Source organism: Pikeienuella piscinae, from assembly GCF_011044155.1.
Taxonomy (GTDB): domain Bacteria; phylum Pseudomonadota; class Alphaproteobacteria; order Rhodobacterales; family Rhodobacteraceae; genus Pikeienuella; species Pikeienuella piscinae.
Genome location: NZ_CP049056.1, coordinates 3,340,266 through 3,361,889, shown reverse-complemented (window position 1 = coordinate 3,361,889; position 21,624 = coordinate 3,340,266). Strand labels below are relative to the sequence as shown.

The window sequence follows — 21,624 nt, the reverse complement described above, 5'->3', positions numbered from 1 at the left end:
GCCTCACCAGGTGTCGATATAGGGGTATTTCTTGCCTTCCCGGTGGGGCTGTCGCGGCAGGCGCTTCAGGCTCTCCGCGATCCAGCTCCGGGTGTCGACCGGGTCGATCACGTCGTCGAGCCCGCCGCCAACAGCAGCGTTGACCGCCCGCGCCTGCTCATGCGCCGCGGCCACGCGCCGGTCGAATTCGGCGCGCCGCGCCTCGGGGTCGCTGATCGCCGCCAGTTCGTTCCGGTAACCGAGCTTCACCGCCCCATCGATATTCATCGCCGCGAATTCCGCCGTCGGCCAGGCGACGGTTACAAACCCGACGAGGGCGCTGCCGCCGCACATCGCCTGAACCCCGAGGCCATAGGCCTTGCGGACGATCACGCTGAAGAGCGGCGTGGTCATGTTCGCGCCGGTGTTGAACAGCCGCGCCGCATGCCGGACCAGCGCGGTTTTTTCATGCTCCGGCCCGACCATGATCCCCGGACAGTCGATCAGGCTGAGCACCGGAATATCGAACGCGTCGCAGAGCTGAAGAAAGCGCGCGCCCTTGTCGGCGCCCGCCGAATCCAGCGCCCCGGCCAGATGATGCGGGTTGTTGGCGATCACGCCCAACGGCCGGCCCTCGACGCGGATGAAGGCGGTGATGATACCGGGGCCGAACTTCTCGCGGATCTCCAGCACGGTGCCCTTGTCGGCGATGGTTCGCAGCACTTCGCGCATGTCGTAAAGCCGCACGCGGTTCTCCGGGACGACATGGCGAAGCGGACGCTGATCGGCGGCCTCCCAGGCCGCAACCGGCCCTTGAAAGTAGGAAAGATACTTCTTCGCGGTCTCGACCGCCGCCTCCTCGTCCTTCACGAGGATATCGACCACGCCGTTCGGGACCTGAAAGGACATCGGCCCGACTTCCTCCGGCGTATAGACGCCGAGGCCGCCGCCTTCGATCATCGCCGGCCCGCCCATCCCGATGGTCGAAGCCTCGGTCGCGATGATCACGTCGCAACAGGCGAGAAGCGCGGTATTGCCGGCGAAGCACCGGCCGTTATTGACGCCGACCAGCGGGACGAGTCCGGAAAGCCGCGAGAACTGCGTGAACGTGTCGGTGTCGAAGGCGATCCACGGCCCGTGGTCGTCGTCGCCCGGCCGCCCGCCGCCGCCCTCGGAGAACACCACCACCGGCAGTTGGAACCGCTTCGCCAGTTCGAACATGCGGTCCTGCTTGTAGTGGTTGATCCGTCCCTGCGTCCCGGCCAGCACGGTGTAATCATAGGCGACGACCATGGCGCGTGAGCGCTCGTCATCGAAGAGATCGCCATTGATCGAACCGGTTCCGGCGACCACCCCGTCGGCCGGGGTGGTCCGGCGCAGCGTCTCCATGTCGGCGCGCTGGTGGCGACTGGCGACGACGAGGGGCCAGTATTCCTTGAACGAGCCGGGATCGAGCAGTTGATCGACGCTCTCGCGGATCATCCGGAAACCGCGCGCGTGCCGCCGCGCCACCGCCTCCGGCCGGTTCTTGTCCAGCGTCCAGGCGCGGCGGTCGATCACCTCCTGCAAGTCGGCGCGGATATGATCGGGGTCGACGGCCTCCGCGCCGAAGTCGATGTCACCCTCATCGATATCGGCGTCGTCGAGAACGACGATCGGCCAGCCGGCGCGCACCACGTCGCCCACCGCCATGGTGATTTCGCGCACCACGCCGCTCTGTTCGGCGGTGACGACATGTTCCATTTTCATCGCCTCGATCACCGCGACCGGACGGCCCCTGGTCACCCCGTCGCCGACCGCGACGTCGATGGAGACGATGGTGCCCTGGATCGGCGCCGTCAGACCGATGGCCCCGTGGGGCGGCGCATCCGGCGCCGGCTTCGCCTTCACCTCGGCTCCATGCGCAAATAGCGCCAGCGGATCGCGGCTAACGACGCGGGCGCCCGCATAGCCATCCTTCGCCGCCGCCGGAGCGGGCGCAGGTTTTACCTCCTCCGTGGTCGGCGGCGGGGCAAGGTCCCCGGCCTTCTCATCGACCCACCTCGTATGCGTCCGGCCGGCGATGAAATCGGGATGGGCGAGAATATTTGCCAGGAAGGCGATGTTGGTCGTCAGCCCCCCGATCCGGAATTCGTCCAGCGCGTGGCAGGTCCGCCTGGCTGCGGTGGCGAAATCCTGGCCCTGACAAACCACCTTGGCGAGGAGCGAGTCGAAGGCCGCGCTGGTCTCGTAGCCAATGTAACCGAACCCGTCGACGCGAACACCCGGCCCGCCCGGCGCATCATAAGCCTCGATCACGCCGCCGGACGGACGGACAGAGCCGTTCGCGCCGATCGTCTCCATGTTCACCCGCGCCTGCACCGCGTAACCGCGCGGCGTATGGGCGGATGGATCGTCGAGCCGCAGCTCCGCCAGCGTCGCGCCATCGGCGAGGCGAATCTGCGTCTGCACCAGATCGACGCCAGTCACCGCTTCGGTCACGGTATGTTAGACCTGAAGTCTCGCGTTCGCCTCGATGAAGATGAAAGGCTGTCCGCCCGCGCGCCCGGTGATGTCGATGAGGAACTCGAACGTGCCGAGGTTTCGATAGCCGACACTCCCGGCCAGACGGAGCGCCGCTTCGATCATCTCGCGCCGCAACTTGTCATCCAACGCCGGCGCCGGCGCGATCTCGACCAGCTTCTGAAACCGCCGCTGCACGCTGCATTCGCGCTCGAAGAGATGCGTCACCGCGCCGTGCAGGTCGCCGAGGATCTGAACCTCGACATGGCGCGCGCGGGGGATGAACGCCTCGACATAGAGCGCATCGTCGTCAAAGGCCGCCTTCGCTTCGGAGGCGCAACGCCGATAGGCGGGTTCAAGCTCTTCTGCTTCAAGGACCGCGCGTGCGCCGCGCCCGCCGCCGCCGGCGACCGCCTTGAGCATCACCGGCCCCTCGGCCGCGAAGAAGGCCTTCGCCTCGTCCAGCGTCACCGCCCGGTCGATTCCCTTGATGACCGGAACTTCCGCCGCCTGCGCCGCTTCGCGCGCCCGCGCCTTGTCACCGAAAAGGTCGAGATGCTCGGGCGAGGGGCCGATGAAGGCGACGCCCGCCTCCGCGCATGCCCGGGCGAAATTCCCATTCTCGGCGAGGAACCCGTAGCCGGGATGGATGGAGCCGCACCCGGCGTCTCTCGCCGCTCCGATCATCGCACCCATGTCGAGATAGGCCGCCGCGCCGCGTCCGGGCAGCGCGACAGCTTCGTCGCCGGCCCTGAGATGCAGGCTCCCAGCGTCGTGCTCTGAGTAAACCATGAACGCCCGAACGCCCATATCACGCGCGGCGCGCGCGATCCGAATAGCGATCTCTCCGCGATTTGCGATCAACAGGGCTGTCTTGGGCACGAGCTTTCTCCAGACAATCCTTCATTTCCGACCCTGGGGCGCGATGCGAGAGGCGAGGCCGCCGCCGGAGGCTCGCCAATCGCACCCCCCTTTTCGCGGCGACGAGCGCCCCGCCCCGTCATGCGGAAAGCCGCGCGCGCGATCAGAAGATGACCGGCTCATCGACGGGGTCGCCGAACTCGGTCAGTAGAAAATTGAAATCACACCCCTTGTCGGCCTGCTGGATATGCTTGGTGAAGAGATACCCGTAACCGCGCTGATAGCGCGGCGGCGGCGCCTTCCATTCCGCGCGTCTTCGCGCCAGCTCCTCCTCGTCGACCCGCATGTTCAGGCTGCGATTGGGGATGTCGAGATCGACGATATCCCCATCCTTCAACAACGCCAGCGGCCCGCCGACATAGGCCTCCGGCGCGGCGTGGAGAATGCAGGCGCCGAAGGCGGTGCCGGACATGCGGGCGTCCGAAAGCCGCACCATGTCGCGCATTCCGCGCTTCAGAAGCGCCTTCGGCATCGGCAACATGCCCCATTCCGGCATCCCCGGCCCACCGTGCGGACCGGCGTTCCGGAGGACGAGCACGGTGTCCGGCGACATCGGATGATCCTCATCGTCGACGATCGCCTTCAGTTCGGGATAGGAGTTCGCGATCAACGCCGGACCGGAATGGACGTGAAGAGCTGGGTCGCAGGCGGCAGGCTTGATGACTGCGCCATCTGGCGCGAGATTGCCCTTCAGCACGGCGAGCGAGCCTTCGTGATAGACCGGGTTGGAAAGCGAGCGGATGACGTCCTCGTTGTAGACTTCAGCGCCCTCCAACCCGTCGCCAAGCGGTTTTCCCGTCACCGTCAGCGCCGAGCGATCGAGCTTGTCGCCAAGTTGCGCCATCAGCCCGCGCAGCCCGCCAGCGTAGAAGAAATCCTCCATCAGGTATTCCTTCCCGGAGGGGCGGATATTGGCGATCACCGGTGTCACGCGGCTGGCGCGGTCGAAATCCTCAAGCCCGATCGGGGCCCCGGCGCGGCGCGACATGGCGATCAGGTGAATGAGCGCGTTCGTCGAGCAGCCGGTCGCCATCGCCACTGTGAGCGCGTTTTCCACCGCCGCCTTCGTGACGATCTTCTCCGGCGTCAGGTCCTCCCACACCATCTCTACCGCGCGCCGCCCGCTGGCGGCCGCCATACGCTGATGATTGGCGTCGGCGGCGGGGATCGAACTTGCGCCGGGCAGGGTTACGCCCAGCCCCTCCGCGATCGCGGTCATGGTGGAGGCGGTGCCCATCGTCATGCAGTGGCCGTAGGAGCGCGCGATGCCGCCCTCGATCCCGGTCCATTGCTCCTTGGTGATCGTTCCGGCGCGCCGTTCGTCCCAGTATTTCAGCCCGTCGGTGCCGGAACCGAATATCTTGCCGGCGTAGTTCCCGCGCAGCATCGGCCCGGCCGGCACGTAGATGAACGGCAGGCCCATCGAAAGCGCGCCCATGATCAACGCCGGCGTGGTCTTGTCGCAGCCGCCCATCAGCACCGCGCCATCGACCGGATGCGAGCGCAGGAGCTCCTCGGTCTCCATCGCCAGCATGTTGCGATAGATCATAGTCGTCGGCTTCACGAAGCTTTCGGAGAGCGACAGCGCCGGCAGCTCCATCGGGAAGCCGCCTTCCTGGAGGATTCCGCGCTTCACCCATTCCGCCCGGTCCTTGAAATGCGCGTGGCAGGGCTGCGCGTCCGACCAGGTGTTCAGAATAGCGATGACCGGGCGCCCCTCCCAGTCCTCCGGCGCATAACCCATCTGCATGGCGCGCGAGCGGTGCCCCGAGCCGCGAAAATCATCCGGGGTGAACCAGCGGGCGCTGCGAAGATCGGCGTAGGTCTTGCTCATCTGAATCTCCGAAGGGCGGGTTTCATTCGACCTCGCCCCGATTGTGTGCGTCGATAATGCGCGCCGCCTCCACCGCGGTCCGGCTACGGTCCAGCGTGCGACGCGTCTCCCGCCCGAGCGGCGAGCGGTCCAGAATTTCGTAAAGCCGGGCCGCGCCCTCGTGAATCTCGCCCGGCTGACCGCGAGACGCGAAGCTCGCGGATATCTCGCGCATCTCCGGCGCCCAGCGGCCGGCGTCGGCGTGCAGCCGTGGCGCGCTCACCTCCAGCCGCCGGAAAAGCCCCTGCTGGGATTCGGAAAGCTCCGTCATGAAGGCTTCTGTCAGACCGAACCCTTCCGCCGTCAACAGCGCCGACATCAGGACGGCGTTCACCCCCTTGGTGACGCCCGCGTAGCACATCTTCATCGCGGAGGCCGCGCCGGGCGTCCCGCCGAGAGGACGAATTGCGAAACTGACCCCGTCCAGCCGCATGAGCGCCGGACAATCGGCGCCGGAGACATAAAGATTAGGCGCGCCGCCGCCGCCAGGCGGCATGCCGACGATGCCGCCATCGACGAAAGCGACTCCGGTTCCCGCGAAAAGCGCGGCGATGGTTTCGACCTTGGCGGGCGAGATCGCATTGCACTCAACGAAACCCGGCGCCGCGCCGGTCCGGCGAATCGCATCCGCGACCGCGCCCGCGAGATCGACGGCGGCGGCGGGCGGAACGATGGAGAGGAAGAGATCGCACCCGGCGACCAGCGCATCGAGATCCGCGCATGCGGTCAGCCCCGCCTCTTCGGCCCGCGCGCAGCTTTCCGCGCCCCTGCCGGCGAGAACCGTCAGCGCCTTCCCCCCGGCGCGGACGTACGCGGCGGCGACGGCCGCGCCCATCTCGCCCGGAGCCATTACGGCGATCACCGGCGGCGCCCCGGATTCCGTCATGTTCGTGTTCCTTTCGCTCGACGCGTCACTCCGTCTCTTCACCCTCGATCGGGTCCCGCGTGACCTGCTCGCTATCGCCAGTGGTCCAGATAACAATGGCGAGCGCAGCGGCCGAGAGCAGGCCCAGCGCGATGACATAGAGGTTGAAATCGGTCACGTGGAGCCGCATCCCGCCGGCGATCCAGCCGCACGCGATCAACGCCAAGACAACCAGCCAGTGAACCGGCCTGCCAAGGAATACATCCTTCATCGCACCGCCCTCCCCGCCAGTCGCCGGGCGGCGATTCTCGGCCCGACGCAAAGCGCGGCCAGCGCCGCCCCCGCCAGCGTCGCCCACCAGCCGGCGACGCCGAGAAACGGCGGAACCGGCGGATAGAGGAGCAGGGTGGCGGCCGCCAGCAGACCGATGCGGCGCAGCGGATCCACCGCGCCCTCGAACCAGCCCTCCAGCGCCATCGTCAACACCCAGAGCCCGATCAGCGCGAGAACAGCGGAAACCGCGGTCAGCCAGAGCGGCCCGACAAAGAGGAGCGACGGGTTATAGACGAAGATCAGCGGCGCGATGTATTTTGCGACGCCGACCCGCGTCGCCTCCACCGCAGTCGCCATCGGCGGGGTCTTGGCGATGGCGGCGCCGGCGAAGGCGGCCAGCGCGACCGGCGGGGTGATAGAAGAGACGACGCCGTAATAGAACGCGAACATGTGCGCCGCGATCGGCTCGACCCCCATCTTGATCAGCGCCGGCACGATCAGCGCGGCGACGGTGATATAGACCGCCGTCGTCGTTATTCCCATGCCGAGGATGATCGAGGCGACGCCGGTGAGCCCGAGAAGGATCAGCAGGTTTCCGTCCGCCAGTTCGATCGCCGACTGGGTGAATTTCAGCCCGAGACCGGAAACGAAGACCGAGCCGATGATGATCCCGGCGCAGGCGCAGGCGATGGAGACAGGGATTGATGCGCGCACCCCGGCCTCCAGCGCGGCGAAAAGATCGACCGGGCTCATCCGCGTCGCCGGGTTGACGAAGCTCAGCCCGACGATGGCGGCGAGCCCGTAGAACGCCGACTTCATCGGCGTGAATCCGTAAAGGAGGAAAGCGATCAGGATCGCCAGGGCGATGAGCAGATGCCAGCCCCGGCGCAGCACTTCGCGGGTTTGCGGCAGCATGTTCTTCGGGATCGAGGCGATGCCCCGTTTCTCCGCCTCGAGATGCACCATGAAGTAGATCGTCGCGAAATAGAGCAGCGCCGGGATGATCGCGGCGATGATGATGGTCGTGTAGGGGACGGCCAGAAACTCCGCCATGATGAAGGCGGCCGCGCCCATGATCGGCGGCGTGATCTGCCCGCCGGAGGAGGCGCAGGCCTCCACCGCCGCGGCGAATTTCGCGCGGTAGCCGACCTTCTTCATCAGCGGAATGGTAAAGGAGCCGGTGGTGACGACATTCGCGACCGCCGAGCCGGAGACCGTGCCCATGAAGCCCGACGCAACCGCCGCCGCCTTGGCCGGACCGCCGGTCTTGTGCCCGGTCAGGGAGACCGCGAGATCGATGAAGAAGCGCCCGGCGCCCGACCGGATCAGCACCGCGCCGAAGATGATGAAGAGGACGATATACGTCGCGCAGACATGCAGCGGGATGCCGAATATCCCGTCTGAGCTCATGAACAGGACGTCGATGAACTTGCTCCAGCTCACCGGCGGCCCGTAGAAGAAGCCGAAGAAATGGTCAGCGAACAGCGCGTGGAGCATGAAGAAGCCGGTGATGAACACCATCGCCCAGCCGACTGCGCGACGCGTTCCCTCGAAGACCATGAAGATCAGGATCGCGCCCATCAGCAAGTCGCCCGGCGTCTTTTCGCCCATCCGCATCTGGAAGGCGCCGACATCCCATATCGTCCAGACCTGCACGATGATCACCGACGCGACGAGGAACAGGTCGATCCCGAAACCGAGCGCGCGAACGCCGTTCTTCGGATCACCCGGAACAAGTATCGGATCGCGCATCGTGACGCGGCAAAGCGGGTTCATCAACACCGCCAGCACGAGCATCACCGTCAGATGCACGGAGCGGAAGGAGCGGCCTTCCGGGGTTCCGAAGACCGCAGCGAAAAGGTGAAAGATCGCTAGCGCCACGCTGATCGCGGCGCAGAAGAACAGCAACGCGTTCAGGGCGGAGTAACGGCGATCCAGCAGAATGCGTTCAAGAAAACCAGGTTCCTGGCGTTCATGATAGGTGATGGTTTCAGACGTGGTCATGGCGGGACCCGCTCGGCGCGCAGTCCGCCCGGGCGCCCGTTCAGAAGAACGCCCGGACGTTCAAAGCTGTCTGGTTTCAGCCGCTAACACCAAGCTCATCATAACAGCGCTGCGCGCCCGGATGCACCGGGATCGCCACGCCGTCGAGCGCAGATTCGAGCTTCACCCGGTTCCAGATGCCCTTGACCTCGGCGAAAGTGTCGTGGTTCGCCCAGAACGCCTTGCACATCTCGTAGACGATCTCCTCCGGCACGTCCTTGCTGATGACGATATTCGCCACAGCGCCGAGCGTCGGGGTTTCCTCCTTGACGCTCTCGTAGACGCCCGCCGGCATCACCCCCGGGATATAGCCCGGATTGGCGTCCATGATCTTCTGGAGATCGTCCTCGGGAATGCCGATGAAGCGGATGCCGGGGCTCTGCTCCAGTTCGATGAAGGACGCCTGCGGCATCGAGGTCACCGCCATGTAGACGTCGATATGTCCGTCCTTCATCAGCGCGACGGACTCGGTGTAGCTCGCATGGCTGACCGTGCCGCCATTGGCTTTGATGTCTTCGAAATCGAAGCCGTAATATTCCAGAATCGACTCCGCGAACGCGGTGCCGGTGAAGCCCGCCTGACCGGGGCTGATATTCTTGTCCTTCATGTCGGCGTAGGACTGGATATCGCTGTCGGCGGGCACGGCGGTCTGGAAATATGACGGATAGAGTGTCGCGAAGTGGCGGACATTCTCCTGTTTCTTGTCGAACGAACCGACGCCGTTATAGCCGTTCGCCGTGGTGTGGCCGTAGGACCAGCCCATTTCCGCGTCGCCCGCGTTCACAGCCTTCACATTTCCGACGCCGCCGCCCGACGTGTTGGAGGTGGAGATGCCCTCGACGCTCTCCTCCATCACCTGCATGATCTTGGCGCCGAGCGGATACCAGGATCCGCCGGCGGGGCCGGAGACCATGCGTACGAACTCGTCCGCGTGAAGCGGCGCGGCGCTCAGGGCGAGCGCTGCCATGCCGTAAAGTAGTTTCATCCTATCCTCCCGGGGATCTCGTTTTTTTTGCATCTGCAGATTGTCGGGAACGTCATGGGATGTCTAGGTTGAAGAACAGGGCGATCAAAAAGGCGGGAAACACTATGGGGCGTCAGGCTGACGAGCTCAGGCTGCCGGAGGGGCGGCTCAGCGGTTTCATCGCCGACATCTTCGCCGCCGCAGGGGCCGGGCGGACGGAGGCGGCAAACATCGCTGCGAACCTCGTCATGGCGAATCTCTCCGGCCATGACAGCCATGGCGTAGTTCGCACGCCGCGGTATCTGCAGAACGCGGAGCGCGGCCAGATGCATTTCGGCAGGAAGATCGAAACGGTGATCGACGGCGGCGCCTTCGCGCTGGTCGACGGCGGGCTCGGCTTCGGCCAAACCGTCGGCGCGCAGGCGGTGGATGACGGGATCGCACGCGCAGGCGCGCACGGCGTCTCGGTGATCGCGCTCCGCCGCGCCGGCCATCTCGGCCGGATCGGAGAATGGGCGGAGCGGGCGATGGCGAAGGGTCTCGTCTCGATCCATTTCGTCAACGTCGCCAACTCGATGCTGGTCGCGCCTTTCGGCGGGGCCGAGCGGCGGATATCGACGGCGCCGGTCTGCGTCGGCGTGCCGAATCCCGGCGGCGACGATTTCCTTCTGGATTTCGCGACCTCGACGGCGGCGGAGGGCAAGGTTCTAGTCTCGCTCAAAGGCGGCAAGCCGCCGCCCCGCGGCAGCCTGATAGACGCGGAGGGGCGCCCGACCGACGATGCCCGGGCGCTCTATGGCGAGACGCCGCCGGGCGCGGTGCCGGACCCGCGCGCCGGATCGGGCGCGCTGACCGCAATGGGCGATCACAAGGGCTCCGGCCTCGCGCTCGCCTGCGAGCTTCTCGCCGGGGCGCTCACCGGATCGGGCGCGACGGGGCCGGGCGAAGGCCCTTACAATGGCATGTTGTCGATCTACGCCGATCCGGCGCGGCTCGACGACGGATTCGGCTGGGGCGGCGCGGTCGCCTCATACATCGATTTCGTCCGCGGCGCGCGCGCGGCCGATCCGGGCCGGCCGGTGATGATCCCGGGCGACCCGGAACGCCGGGCGCGCGCCGAGCGGAGCCTCTCCGGCGTGCCGTTGCCTGCGGAGATATGGAACAGCCTCGTCGCCGCCGCCGCCGGACTGGGGGTTGAGGCCCCGGCGATCGGGTGACAGCCGGCGAAGGCTCCGCAATCGGCGCTTGACGCGGATTGCGCGCGGCAGCATATCCGACCGCCCGGTTGGATATGTGAATTGCAATGGGACGAAAACGATCCATAGATCGAAACGCGCTGCTCGACGCGGCGGAGGCCGTGGTTCGCCGCGACGGCGCCGCGCGCGTGACGCTCAACGCCGTCGCGGCGGAAGCGGGCGTCAGCAAATCGACGGTGCTCTACAATTGCAAGAACAAGGAGGCGCTGTTGCTGGCGCTGATCGAGCGCCGGATCGCGGCCGAGGAAAACACGGCGAACGAGATCCGAGCCGCGCTTGACGCCGCGCCCGATTCGGGAATCCGCACCCGTATCGCGCTCGCTCGGCGCGAGATGAGCGAAGACGACCGGGCGGTCATTCTCTCGCTCAGTGCGACGATCGCGCAGAACAACGAACTTGCAGCGCCGATTCGCGCCCATTACGCGCGGGTCCTGGACGAGATCCTCCAAACCTCGACAACGTCCGACGACGCCTTTATCGCCTTTCTCGCCATCGAGGGGCTGCACTGCCTCGAACGCTTCGAAATTCTCCAACTCGATCCCGACCGTCGCCGCCGGACGCTGGACGACATCACCCGACTCGCCCGGCGGGGCCTGACGAGATCCGAATCCGAAGGAGGCGCCCGATGCGCCGTATGAAACACGCATTCGCCGCGCTCGGCGTCCTCATCCTTCTCGCCGCCTGCGACGAGGAGTCGGGGAAGAATGAAGCCGCCTCGGCGCCGCCGCAGATGCCGCCGCAGGCGGTCGCGGTGGTCGAGGCGACACCCGAGACGCTGCCCGTCGTCAACGAACTGCCCGGCCGAATCGCGCCGACACGGATCGCCGAGGTCAGGCCGCGGGTTTCCGGTCTCATCATCGAGCGGGTCTTCCGTCAGGGCACGGTGGTGGAGGCCGGCGATCCGCTCTACCGAATCGACCCCGAACCATTTCAGGTGCGGGCCGACCGCGCGAAAGCGGTGCTCGCCCAGGCGGAGTCGTTGCGTGTCGCGGCCCAGCAACTCGCCGACCGGCAGGTGGAGCTTCGCGCCCGCAAGGTGGTCAGCGCGCAACAATATGACGACGCCGTGGCCGGTCTCGCCCGCGCGAACGCCGGCGTCGCGGTGGCCGAAGCGGAGATGGCGTCGTCGCAGATCGACCTGAAGCATACCGTGGTCAGAGCGCCGATCGCCGGCAGGATCGGCCGCGCCCGGATCACCGAAGGCGCGCTGGTTTCGCCCACGGATGTCGAGAACCTCGCGACGATTCAGCAGCTTGACCCGATCTACGCCGATTTCACACAGCCTTCGAACGCGCTTCTCGCGCTGCGCCGCGCGTATGAGGCTGGACGACTGGAGCGCGACGAGGACGGCGCGGCCGCAGTCCACCTGATGTTCGATGACGACACCGAGTACGCTCATGCCGGCAAGCTCCTCTTTTCCGAGGCGACGGTGGATGTGACCACCGGCCAGGTCACGCTCCGTGGCGAGTTCCCCAACCCGGAGGGGGATCTTCTTCCCGGCATGTATGTCCGCGTCCGCATCCAGCAGGGCGTCGAGCAGGGCGCGCTCGCGGTGCCGCAGCAGGCGGTGCAACGCGACGCCGGCGGCCAGGCGCAACTCTATATCGTCGGTGCGGAAAACAGGGTCGAGATCCGCGCCGTGTCCACGGGCCGGGTCATCGGCGAGCGCTGGGTGATCGAGGAAGGGCTGGAGCCCGGCGATAAAGTGATCGTCGAGGGCTTCCAGAAGATCCGCCCCGGAGCCATTGTCACGCCCGAGCCTTGGACGCGGGCCGACGCGCTGGAAAGCGCCGCCGCGGCCGCCAAGCGCGAAGGCTGAGGTCCGACATGTCCCGCTTCTTTATCGACCGGCCGATTTTCGCCTGGGTGATCGCGATCTTCATCCTGATCGCCGGGGGGCTGGTGCTGCCGCAGCTTCCGATCTCGCAATACCCTCCCGTCGCGCCGCCGCAAGTTTCGATCCAGACCAGCTATCCCGGCGCAGCGCCGGAGGATCTCTACCAGAGCGTCACCCAGCCGATCGAGGAGGAACTGAACGGCGTCGACGGCCTCCTTTATTTCGAATCGACCTCCGACGCCTCCGGCAGCGTCTCCATCGACGCCACCTTCGCGCCGGGCACCTCGCTCGACCAGGCGTCGGTCGAGGTTCAGAACCGCATCCGGCGGGTCGAGCCGCGTCTGCCCGAAGCGGTGACACGGCAGGGTATCCAGGTCGACGAAGCTTCGTCCGGCTTCCTGATGGTGGTCAGCCTGACCTCAGATGACGGCACCGTCACTCCAGTCGGGCTGGGTGATTATCTGACCCGCAACGTCGTCGGCGAGATCAGGCGCATCGAGGGCATAGGCGGCGCCCGGGTGTTCTCATCCCAGCGCTCGCTCCGGATCTGGCTTTATCCGGACCGGATGGTCGGCCTCAACATTACCGCCGCGGACGTGATCGCCTCCGTGCGCGCCCAGAACGCGCAGGTCGCGGCCGGCAAGATCGGCGCGCCGCCGAACACGGAAGGTCAGGAAATTACCGCCACGGTGCTGGTCGACGGCCAGCTTTCGACAATCGAGGAATTCGAGAACATCGTCCTGCGCGCCAATACCGACGGCTCCACGGTGCGCCTCGGTGATGTCGCGCGGATCGAGATCGGGGCGGAAAGCTACAACTTCTCCTCACGGCTGAACGGCCAGCCCTCCGCGGCGGTCGGCGTACAATTGTCCCCCACCGGCAACGCCATCGCTGCCTCTCAGGCGGTGCGCGCGAAGCTGGAGGAGCTCGAGGCGTTCTTTCCGGACGGGATCAGCTACCAGATCCCGTACGATTCCTCGCCTTTCGTCGAGCTTTCGATCCAGAAGGTCCTGAATACGCTGCTCGAAGCGATGGGTCTCGTCTTTCTGGTGATGCTCGTCTTTCTCCAGAGCCTTCGCTACACGGTCATTCCGGCGCTGGTGGTTCCGATCGCGCTTTCCGGCGCGATGGCGGTGCTTTTCGTCGCCGGGTTCTCGATCAACGTGCTGACGATGTTCGCTGCGGTGCTCGCCATCGGCATCCTCGTCGACGACGCGATCGTCGTGGTCGAGAATGTCGAGCGGATCATGTCGGAGGAAGGCCTGCCGCCGAAAGAGGCGACGATCAAGGCGATGGGGCAGATTCAGGGCGCCATTGTCGGCATCACGCTCGTCCTCGTTGCGGTTTTCATTCCGATGGCCTTCTTTCCGGGCGCGGTAGGCGTGATCTATCGCCAGTTCGCACTGACCATGGCGGTGTCGATCCTCTTTTCGGGTTTCCTCGCCCTCACATTCACGCCGGCGCTCGCCGCCAGCATCCTGAAACCGGTCGCCAAGGGGCACGGCCTTTCGCGGCGCGGTCCGTTCGGCTGGTTCAACCGGGGGCTCGCTTCCCTCACGCGCGGTTACGGCCGCTTCACCAGCCTTACCGCACGCCGGGCCGGGCTGATGATGATCGTGTATCTCGGCCTCGTCGGTGGGCTCGGGCATGGCTGGACGTTGCTCCCGGACTCGTTTCTCCCGGCCGAGGATCAGGGCTATCTCCTCGTCGATATCCAGGCGCCGCCCGAAGCGAGCGCGAGCCGAACGCTGGAGGTCATCAAGAAGGTCGAGGGCGTCTTTGCAGCCGAACCGGCAGTCGAGCGGGTCATCGCGATCCTCGGCTTCAGCTTTTCGGGCGCCGGCCAGAACGCGGCGCTCGCGTTCGTGACGCTGAAGGACTGGTCCGAGCGCGGGCCGAACGAAGCCGCGGCTGCCATCGCCGGCCGCGCGACCGGCAAACTGTTCGGAGTCAAGGATGGCATGGCCTTCGCCCTGTCGCCGCCGTCCATCCAGGGACTCGGCACGACCTCGGGCTTCGATTTTCGCCTGCAGGACCGGAACGGGGCCGGGCAGTCCGCCCTTGTCGCGGCCAAGGACCAGCTTCTCGCCGCCGCTGCGGAGAGTCCGGTGGTGACCGGCCTGCGCGTCACCGGCCTTCCGGCGGCGGCGCAGGTTCGGCTCGTCGTCGATCGCGAGAAGGCGAACGCCTTCGGGGTACTCTTTTCGGAGGTGAACGCGGCGGTCTCGGCCAATTTCGGCTCCGCCTACATCAACGATTTCCCGAATTCCGGGCGCATGCAACGGGTCACGCTGATGGCCGATGACGACGCGCGGATGAAGACTGAGGATATTCTCGCGCTCAATGTCCGTAACGTCCACGGCGGCATGGTGCCGCTGAAGGCCTTCGCCGACGTGGAATGGATCCGCGGCCCGCTCCAGATCGTCGGCTACAATGGCTATCCCGCGATCCGGATTTCCGGCGCCGCCGCGCCCGGTTACGCCTCCGGCGACGCGATCGCCGAGATGGAGCGGCTGATGGAGGCGCTGCCGCCCGGCTTCGGCTATGAGTGGACCGGCCAATCGCTGCAGGAGATCCAGTCGGGCACCCAGGCGCCCTATCTGATCGGTCTCAGCGTCGTTTTCATATTCCTGCTCCTCGCGGCGCTCTACGAAAGTTGGGCGATTCCACTCTCGGTGATGCTGGTGGTCCCGCTCGGCGCAATCGGCGCGGTGCTCGCAGTGATATCGCAGGACATGGCGAACGACGTCTATTTCAAGGTCGGGCTGATCGCGATCATCGGGCTTTCCGCGAAGAACGCGATTCTGATTATCGAGTTCGCCAAGGATGAATACGCCCAGGGCGAATCGCTGATGGAGGCGGCGCTCGGCGCGGCGAAGTTGCGCTTCCGGCCGATCCTGATGACCTCGCTCGCTTTCTCGCTGGGCGTCACGCCGCTGGCGCTGGCGACGGGGGCAAGCTCGGCCAGTCAGAACGCGATCGGCGTCGCGGTGCTGGGCGGCATGATCTCGGCGACGCTTTTCGCGCTGATCTTCGTTCCAGCCTTTTTCGTATTCGTAATGCGCCGCTTCGCCCGCAAGCGCCCGCGGTCGCATTCAGACGCCGGCCCGTCCCTTCCGACTGAGGTGAACGCGGATCATTGACGCAGCGGTTCGAACGGTTACGAACCCGCCGCGCCTGAAACCGGCGCGCCCGCCTGTTTTGACGAGGCGCGTTGCTCCGACCGTCTGAGCGCGACGCGGACGGTTTCCAGCTTGGCGCCAAGATGCGCGCGAAGCAGCGGGCCGAGCACGCCGGCGTCGCGCGCCCTCAGCGTTTCGAGAATTCGACCGTGCTCCTCGACCGCTTCGGCCCAGCGCTCCTCGGACATGTTGGCGAAGTAACGCGCGCGGCGCACGCGGCCGGCGAGGCCGCGCAAGGTCGCGGCGAGCGTCGGATTGCGCGCCGCGACGAGGATTGCGTCGTGAATTTTCTGGTTGCACTCGAAATACGGCCGGAGGTCGCGTTTCTCGTAGTGACCGAGCATCTCCTGATGCAGCCGGGCGATGGCGTCGATCTCTTCGTCCTCGATCCGGGCGCAGGCGAGTTCGCCTGCAAGCGCTTCGAGCGCGCCCATGATCGGAAAGACCTCGTCCAGATCGGCCAGCGTGAGGGGCGCTACGCTGGCGCCGTAATGCGGGGTCAGCCGGACAAGCCCCTCGTTCGAAAGCACTTTGATCGCCTCCCTCAAGGGCGTGCGGGAGACGGCGAAACGTGCGCAGAGCGCCTTCTCGTTGAGTTTCTCGCCGGGCTGAAGCTCGCCGGCGACGATCGCTTCACGCAGGTGTTCGACGATCTGGTCGTGCAGAGAGACTCGCGGGAGGGGCTGAGCGAGCGTCATACCGCCGCCTCCGCATCGAGCGACATTTCGAGTATGCGCGCCACATGAAGCGCCTCGCGCCCGCCGAAATCGGCTATCTGCGCGCGGCAGGAGGTGCCGTCCGCGACGATGAGCGAGTCTTCCGGCGCGGCGCGAACCGTGGGCGCGAGTGAAAGCTCGGCCATGGCGCGCGAGACCTCCTGCGATTCCGCCTGGTAGCCGAAGGCGCCCGCCATGCCGCAACAGGAAGACTCGATCATTTCGACAGCGAGATTCGGAACGAGCGACAGCGCTTCCCGGATCGGATCGACGACAGCATGCGCCTTCTGGTGGCAATGCCCGTGCACCAGCGCCCGCCGGGCGATGGCGTTGAAATTCGCGTCGAACTTCCCCGTCCGGCGCTCGCGGGCGACAAACTCCTCGAAGGTCATGATATTCCGTCCCATCTCCTCCGTCCAATCTCTCCCGAGCAGCATCGGCGCCTCGTCGCGAAAGGTGAGAATGCAGGACGGCTCCAGCCCGACGATGCTCTTTCCGGCGCTCAAGGCTTCGGCGAATACGCCGACGGAGCGGCGCATCTCCGCCTTCGCCGCATCGACAAGGCCGGCGGAGAGGTAGCTTCTGCCGCAACAGAGCGGCCGGCCGGCGCCCGCCGACGCCACGCCGACAGCATAGCCGGCGGCGCGGAGAACCCGCGTCGCGGCGCGAAGGTTGTCGGGCTCGAAATACCGGTTGAACGTGTCCGCGAAAACAAGGACGTCGCCACCCGCCGCGCCCTCTCTGAACGGTTTTCGCCATGACGGCAGCTTTCGCTTCGCGCTGAACCCGACCGCCCGCTCCGAAAGCGCCGCCAGCCCCGGAATCTGGTCGCGCGCGTTCGCCAGCCAACGGAGGCGCGCTGCCCAGGGCGCGTAGCGCGGCAGATGCGCGATGAGCCGCTCACGGAGCGGGACGCCATGCGCTTCGGCGCGCGCCGCCAGCACCTCGATCTTCATCTTCGCCATGTCGACCGACATCGGGCATTCGCGCTTGCAGGACTTGCATGAGACGCAAAGCTTCATCGTCTCCATCATCTCGTCCGATGCGAAGGCGCCCGGCCCAAGCTGACCGGTCAGGGCGAGACGGAGGGTGTTCGCCCGGCCGCGCGTCACGTCGCGCTCATTTCGCGTCGCGCGGTAGCTCGGGCACATCGCGCCGCCGGCGAGCTTCCGGCAGGCGCCGTTGTTGTTGCACATCTCCGCCGCGCCCGTCAGGCCGCCGGGCCAGGCGCTCCAGTCGAAGGCGGTGGCGCGGGGTTCGGCGGCGTAGCCTGGAGGCGTACGAAAGAGGCTGCGGTCGTCCATCTTCGGAGCGCGGGTGATCTTGCCGGGATTCAGAAGGCCGGCGGGATCGAACCGGTCCTTCACCTCCTCGAAGGCGCGGACGATCCGGCTTCCGAACATCCGTTCGTGAAACTCGGAACGCACGATGCCGTCACCATGTTCGCCGGAATGCGAACCCTTGTATTCGGCGACGATCGCGAACGCCTCCTCGGCGATGGCGCGAAGCTGGCGGGCGCCGAGTTCCTGCTTCAGGTTCAGCACCGGCCGGACATGGAGCAGACCGACCGAGGCGTGCGCATACCAGGTGCCGTCGGTCCCATGCTTGCGAAATACGCCGGTCAGCCGGTCGGTGAATTCCGCGAGATGCTCCAGTTCGACCGCGCAATCCTCGACAAACGAGACGGGTTTCCCTTCGCTCCGCATCGACATCATGATGTTGAGGCCCTGCGCGCGCACCCCCCAGATCCGCGCCTGAAAACCCGGGTCCTCAGCCTCGACGACGCCGCCCTCCGCCTTGCCGGGATCGCCCCAGCGAAAACCGAGCTCCGCCATCAGATCGCCGAGCGCGGTCAGCCGGCGGCGGTTCTCCGCCGAGTCGGGCTCCGCGAACTCCACCAGAAGAAGCGCGGCCGGATCGCCCCTGACGAACTCGTCGACGATGGGCCGGAATTGCGGGATGTCGCGCCCGAGCCGGATCATGTTGTGATCCATCAGCTCCACCGCCACCGGGTCCAGTTTCACGATATGCTGGGCCGCGTCCATCGCGGCGTAGAAGGTCGGGAAGTGGCACACGCCCAGCGTCTTCGCATCGAGCGTCGGCGAAAGCTGCAGCTCCAGCTTCCGGCTGATCGCCAGCGTGCCTTCGGAGCCGACCAGCAGATGCGCCATGTTGTTCGGCGCGGCCTCCGGCGTCAGCGCGTCGATATTGTAACCGCCGACGCGCCGCGAGACCTTCGGAAATCGCGCCTCGATCTCGGTCGCCTCGCGCGCGCCAAGCGCCAGCATCCCGGCGAAAAGCGAATCGTTCACGGAGCGCTCAACCGCGCCGAAACGCCTCGTCTCTCCATCCGCCAACATCGCCTCGATCGCGAGGGTGTTGTCGCGCATCTTGCCATAACGTCGCGAGCGCGAACCGCAGGAATTGTTCGCGGCCATGCCGCCGAGCGTGGCGCGCGAAGCCGTCGAGACATCCACAGGAAACCAGAGCCGGTCCTTTTTCAGCCCCCGGTTGAGTTCGTCCAGCACCAGCCCCGGCTCCACCGTGACGCGCCGCGATTCCAGATCGCAATCAAGCACGCGGTTCAGGTGCTTCGAGAAGTCGACGACGATGGCTTCGTTGACCGTCTGGCCGGATTGCGAGGTGCCGCCGCCGCGCGCCAGAACCGGAACCCCAGCCTCCACCGCGAAACTCCGCACAGCTTCCACGTCCTCCCACCGCTTCGGGATCACGACCGCGCGCGGCGTGATCTGATAGATCGAAGCGTCGGTCGCGTAACGGCCTTTGTCGAACGCGCCGTCCAGCGCCTCGCCTTCGATCTCAGTCCGCAATTTCTCGATATCGATGGACCCGGGCATGAATCCTCTTGACTGAATTTTGAATTCAAAATTCATTAGAGGGTAACGCACGATGGAATCAAGCGTGATGAACGGGGACGGGAACCAATGCGATCCGGCCGACATTTTCTTCAGATACCGGGGCCGACAAACACACCCGAACGTGTGCAGCGCGCCATGCACCGCGCCGTCATCGACCATCGCGGCCCGGGTTTCGCAGAACTCGGCGCCGGCGTGCTGGAGGGCCTGAAGGCGGTATTCAGAACCGAGCACCGTGTGGTTATCTATCCCGCGTCGGGCACGGGCGCGTGGGAAGCGGCGCTCGTCAACACGCTCGCCCCCGGCGATCGGGTGCTGATGTACGAGACCGGGCAGTTCGCCACGCTCTGGAAGAACATGGCGGCGAAGCTCGGGTTCGACCCGGTCTTCATGCAGGGCGACTGGCGGAGCGGCGCCAACGCCGAAGCCATCGGCGCGCAGCTTCGCACCGACAAGACGCACGCGATCAAGGCGGTCTGCGTCGTCCACAACGACACCGCCACCGGCGTCACCAGCGACATCGCCGCGGTGCGCCGGGCGATGGACGAGGCGGGGCACCCGGCGCTTCTGCTCGTCGACACCATCTCGTCGCTCGGTTCGATCGACTTCCGCATGGACGAATGGGGCGTCGACGTAACAGTTGCGGGCTCGCAAAAAGGGCTGATGCTGCCGCCGGGTCTCTCCTTCAACGCCATCAGCCCGAAGGCGATGGCGGCGGCGGAAGCCGGCGGCGACCGGCGTTCCTATTGGGACTGGCGCGACATGGCGGGGCCGAACGACAAGGGATTCTTCCCCTATACGCCGGCGACGACGCTGCTCTACGGCCTCCGGGAAGCGCTCGACATGCTGGCGGAGGAGGGGCTGGAGAACGTCTTCGCCCGCCACGCCCGTCATGCGGAGGCGACGCGCCGCGCCGTCGCGGGCTGGGAGCTCGAGGTGCTTTGCCGGAACCCGGCGGAATATTCGAACTCGCTCACCGCGGTGATGATGCCGGGGGAAAAGGGCGCCGACGCGCTCAGGAGGATCGTGCTCGACGGGTTCGACATGTCACTAGGCACCGGACTCAACAAGGTCGCCGACAAGGTGTTCAGAATCGGCCATCTCGGCGATTTCAACGATCTGATGCTGATGGGAACGCTTTCGGGCGTGGAGATGGGACTGCGCCGCGCGGATGTCGCCTACAAATCAGGCGGCGCCCAGGTGGCGATGGACTACCTCGCGGACAATCCGTTGCAAGAGACCTAGGACCAACCTTTCGACGATTCCGAAAACGGGACGCCGATCATTCAGGGAGGATGAAATGACTTGCAGATCCACGATCGCGGCGCTGGCCGCAACCATGTTGCTGGCGAGCGGCGTCAACGCCGCAGATATCACGTTGAAATTCGGCCATGTCGGCGAGCCGGGCTCGCTCTTCGCGGCCTCGGCCGAGGAATTTGCGAAGCGTGCGAACGAGAAGCTCGGCGACAGGGCCGAGGTTCAGGTCTTCGGCTCTTCGCAGCTCGGCAAGGACAGCGAATTGTTGCAAAAGCTGAAGCTCGGCCAGGTGACCTTCGCGCTGCCGAGTTCAGTGATGTCGTCGGTCTCGGATGAATTCGGCGTCTTCGAGATGCCCTATCTCATCAAGGACCGAACCCACATGAAGAAGGTTGAGGGAGCCCTATTGGAAAGCGTCCTGCAACCGGCGGCGGAGGCGAAAGGCTACCATATCCTGGCGCTCTGGGAGAATGGCTTTCGCCACATCACCAACAACGCGCGCCCGATCAACGTTCCCGCCGATCTCGAGGGTGTGAAGCTTCGCACGCCGAAGGGCGAGTGGCGGGTGAAGATGTTCCAGGCCTATGGCGCCAATCCGACACCTATGGCGTTTTCCGAGGTCTTCACAGCGCTTCAGACCGGCGTGATAGACGGACAGGAGAACCCCTTCGCGCAGATCGCGCCGGCGAAGTTCGGCGAGGTGCAGAAGTACCTCTCGATCACCGGGCACGTCTACACGCCCGCCTATGTTCTCGTCTCCAAATCCGAGTTCGAGGCCCTGCCGGAGGATGTCCGAACGATTCTCACCGAGACGGCGCAGGAGACGCAGGCCTTCGTCTACGAGACCGCAGCGCAGTTCGAGACCGACCTCCTGAAGGAACTCGAACAGCAGATGGAGGTCAACGAGGCTGATAAAGCCGCCTTCATCGAGGCGTCGCAGCCGATCTACGAGGAGTTCGGCGCCTCCGTCGACGGCGGCAAGGAACTCATCGACACGGTGCTGAATCTCCAGTGACGCGAATCCGGGGCGCGGCGACCGCCGCGTCCCGCTTCCCGCATCGCCCACCTTACGGCTGACCG

The 21,624-nt window shown here is 66.0% G+C and carries 15 protein-coding genes; 6 read left to right on the top strand and 9 right to left on the bottom strand.

The annotated features are described in order from the left end of the window. Positions 1-3: 3 nt before the first annotated feature. The 7 genes from G5B40_RS15975 to G5B40_RS15950 all read right to left on the bottom strand — a co-directional run bounded on the left by G5B40_RS15975 (position 4) and on the right by G5B40_RS15950 (position 9,441). Entirely contained in the window at positions 4-2,460 is a 2,457-nt protein-coding gene (locus G5B40_RS15975) for an acetyl-CoA carboxylase family protein (RefSeq protein ID WP_211907353.1), read from the bottom strand. A gap of 6 nt (positions 2,461-2,466) precedes the next feature. Then, complete coding sequence (locus tag G5B40_RS21030) at positions 2,467-3,363, bottom strand: ATP-binding protein (RefSeq protein WP_211907352.1); 897 nt, start codon at positions 3,361-3,363, stop codon at positions 2,467-2,469. A 142-nt stretch (positions 3,364-3,505) separates the two neighbouring features. Further along, on the bottom strand, positions 3,506-5,236 hold the full coding sequence (gene araD, locus G5B40_RS15970; RefSeq protein WP_165100544.1) for an L-arabinonate dehydratase: 1,731 nt from the start codon (positions 5,234-5,236) through the stop codon (positions 3,506-3,508). A gap of 22 nt (positions 5,237-5,258) precedes the next feature. Next, positions 5,259-6,161, bottom strand: coding sequence for an NAD(P)-dependent oxidoreductase (locus tag G5B40_RS15965; RefSeq protein WP_165100541.1), 903 nt, complete (start codon positions 6,159-6,161; stop codon positions 5,259-5,261). A gap of 25 nt (positions 6,162-6,186) precedes the next feature. Next, complete coding sequence (locus G5B40_RS15960; RefSeq protein WP_165100538.1) at positions 6,187-6,411, bottom strand: hypothetical protein; 225 nt, start codon at positions 6,409-6,411, stop codon at positions 6,187-6,189. After that, the gene (locus tag G5B40_RS15955) at positions 6,408-8,417 is read right to left on the bottom strand and encodes a TRAP transporter permease (RefSeq protein ID WP_165100535.1); all 2,010 of its coding nucleotides are present in this window, start codon (positions 8,415-8,417) and stop codon (positions 6,408-6,410) included. The genes G5B40_RS15960 and G5B40_RS15955 overlap by 4 nt, the downstream gene beginning before the upstream one ends. A gap of 76 nt (positions 8,418-8,493) precedes the next feature. Beyond that, on the bottom strand, positions 8,494-9,441 hold the full coding sequence (locus G5B40_RS15950; RefSeq protein WP_165100532.1) for a TAXI family TRAP transporter solute-binding subunit: 948 nt from the start codon (positions 9,439-9,441) through the stop codon (positions 8,494-8,496). Positions 9,442-9,500: 59 nt separating this feature from the next. On the opposite strand from G5B40_RS15950, the gene G5B40_RS15945 reads away from it, so the two are divergent. The 4 genes from G5B40_RS15945 (at position 9,501) to G5B40_RS15930 (ending at position 15,656) form a co-directional block, all read left to right on the top strand. After that, positions 9,501-10,637, top strand: coding sequence for an Ldh family oxidoreductase (locus tag G5B40_RS15945; RefSeq protein WP_211907351.1), 1,137 nt, complete (start codon positions 9,501-9,503; stop codon positions 10,635-10,637). An 86-nt stretch (positions 10,638-10,723) separates the two neighbouring features. After that, positions 10,724-11,314, top strand: a complete 591-nt coding sequence (locus G5B40_RS15940; RefSeq protein ID WP_165100529.1) for a TetR/AcrR family transcriptional regulator — start codon at positions 10,724-10,726, stop codon at positions 11,312-11,314. Next, a complete protein-coding gene (locus tag G5B40_RS15935; protein ID WP_165100528.1) occupies positions 11,302-12,495 on the top strand; it encodes an efflux RND transporter periplasmic adaptor subunit in 1,194 nt (397 codons plus the stop codon). Before G5B40_RS15940 ends, G5B40_RS15935 begins: the two co-directional genes overlap by 13 nt. Positions 12,496-12,503: 8 nt before the next feature. Beyond that, a complete protein-coding gene (locus G5B40_RS15930; RefSeq protein ID WP_165100527.1) occupies positions 12,504-15,656 on the top strand; it encodes a multidrug efflux RND transporter permease subunit in 3,153 nt (1,050 codons plus the stop codon). A 17-nt stretch (positions 15,657-15,673) separates the two neighbouring features. On the opposite strand, the gene G5B40_RS15925 is transcribed toward G5B40_RS15930, so the two are convergent. Continuing rightward, on the bottom strand, positions 15,674-16,393 hold the full coding sequence (locus tag G5B40_RS15925) for a GntR family transcriptional regulator (RefSeq protein ID WP_165100526.1): 720 nt from the start codon (positions 16,391-16,393) through the stop codon (positions 15,674-15,676). Next, the gene (locus tag G5B40_RS15920) at positions 16,390-19,269 is read right to left on the bottom strand and encodes an FAD-binding and (Fe-S)-binding domain-containing protein (protein WP_165100524.1); all 2,880 of its coding nucleotides are present in this window, start codon (positions 19,267-19,269) and stop codon (positions 16,390-16,392) included. The genes G5B40_RS15925 and G5B40_RS15920 overlap by 4 nt, the downstream gene beginning before the upstream one ends. 87 nt (positions 19,270-19,356) lie before the next feature. On the opposite strand from G5B40_RS15920, the gene G5B40_RS15915 reads away from it, so the two are divergent. Then, the gene (locus tag G5B40_RS15915) at positions 19,357-20,532 is read left to right on the top strand and encodes a pyridoxal-phosphate-dependent aminotransferase family protein (protein ID WP_165100523.1); all 1,176 of its coding nucleotides are present in this window, start codon (positions 19,357-19,359) and stop codon (positions 20,530-20,532) included. Between the two features lie 55 nt (positions 20,533-20,587). Continuing rightward, on the top strand, positions 20,588-21,559 hold the full coding sequence (locus G5B40_RS15910; RefSeq protein WP_165100522.1) for a TRAP transporter substrate-binding protein: 972 nt from the start codon (positions 20,588-20,590) through the stop codon (positions 21,557-21,559). Positions 21,560-21,624 lie beyond the last annotated feature (65 nt).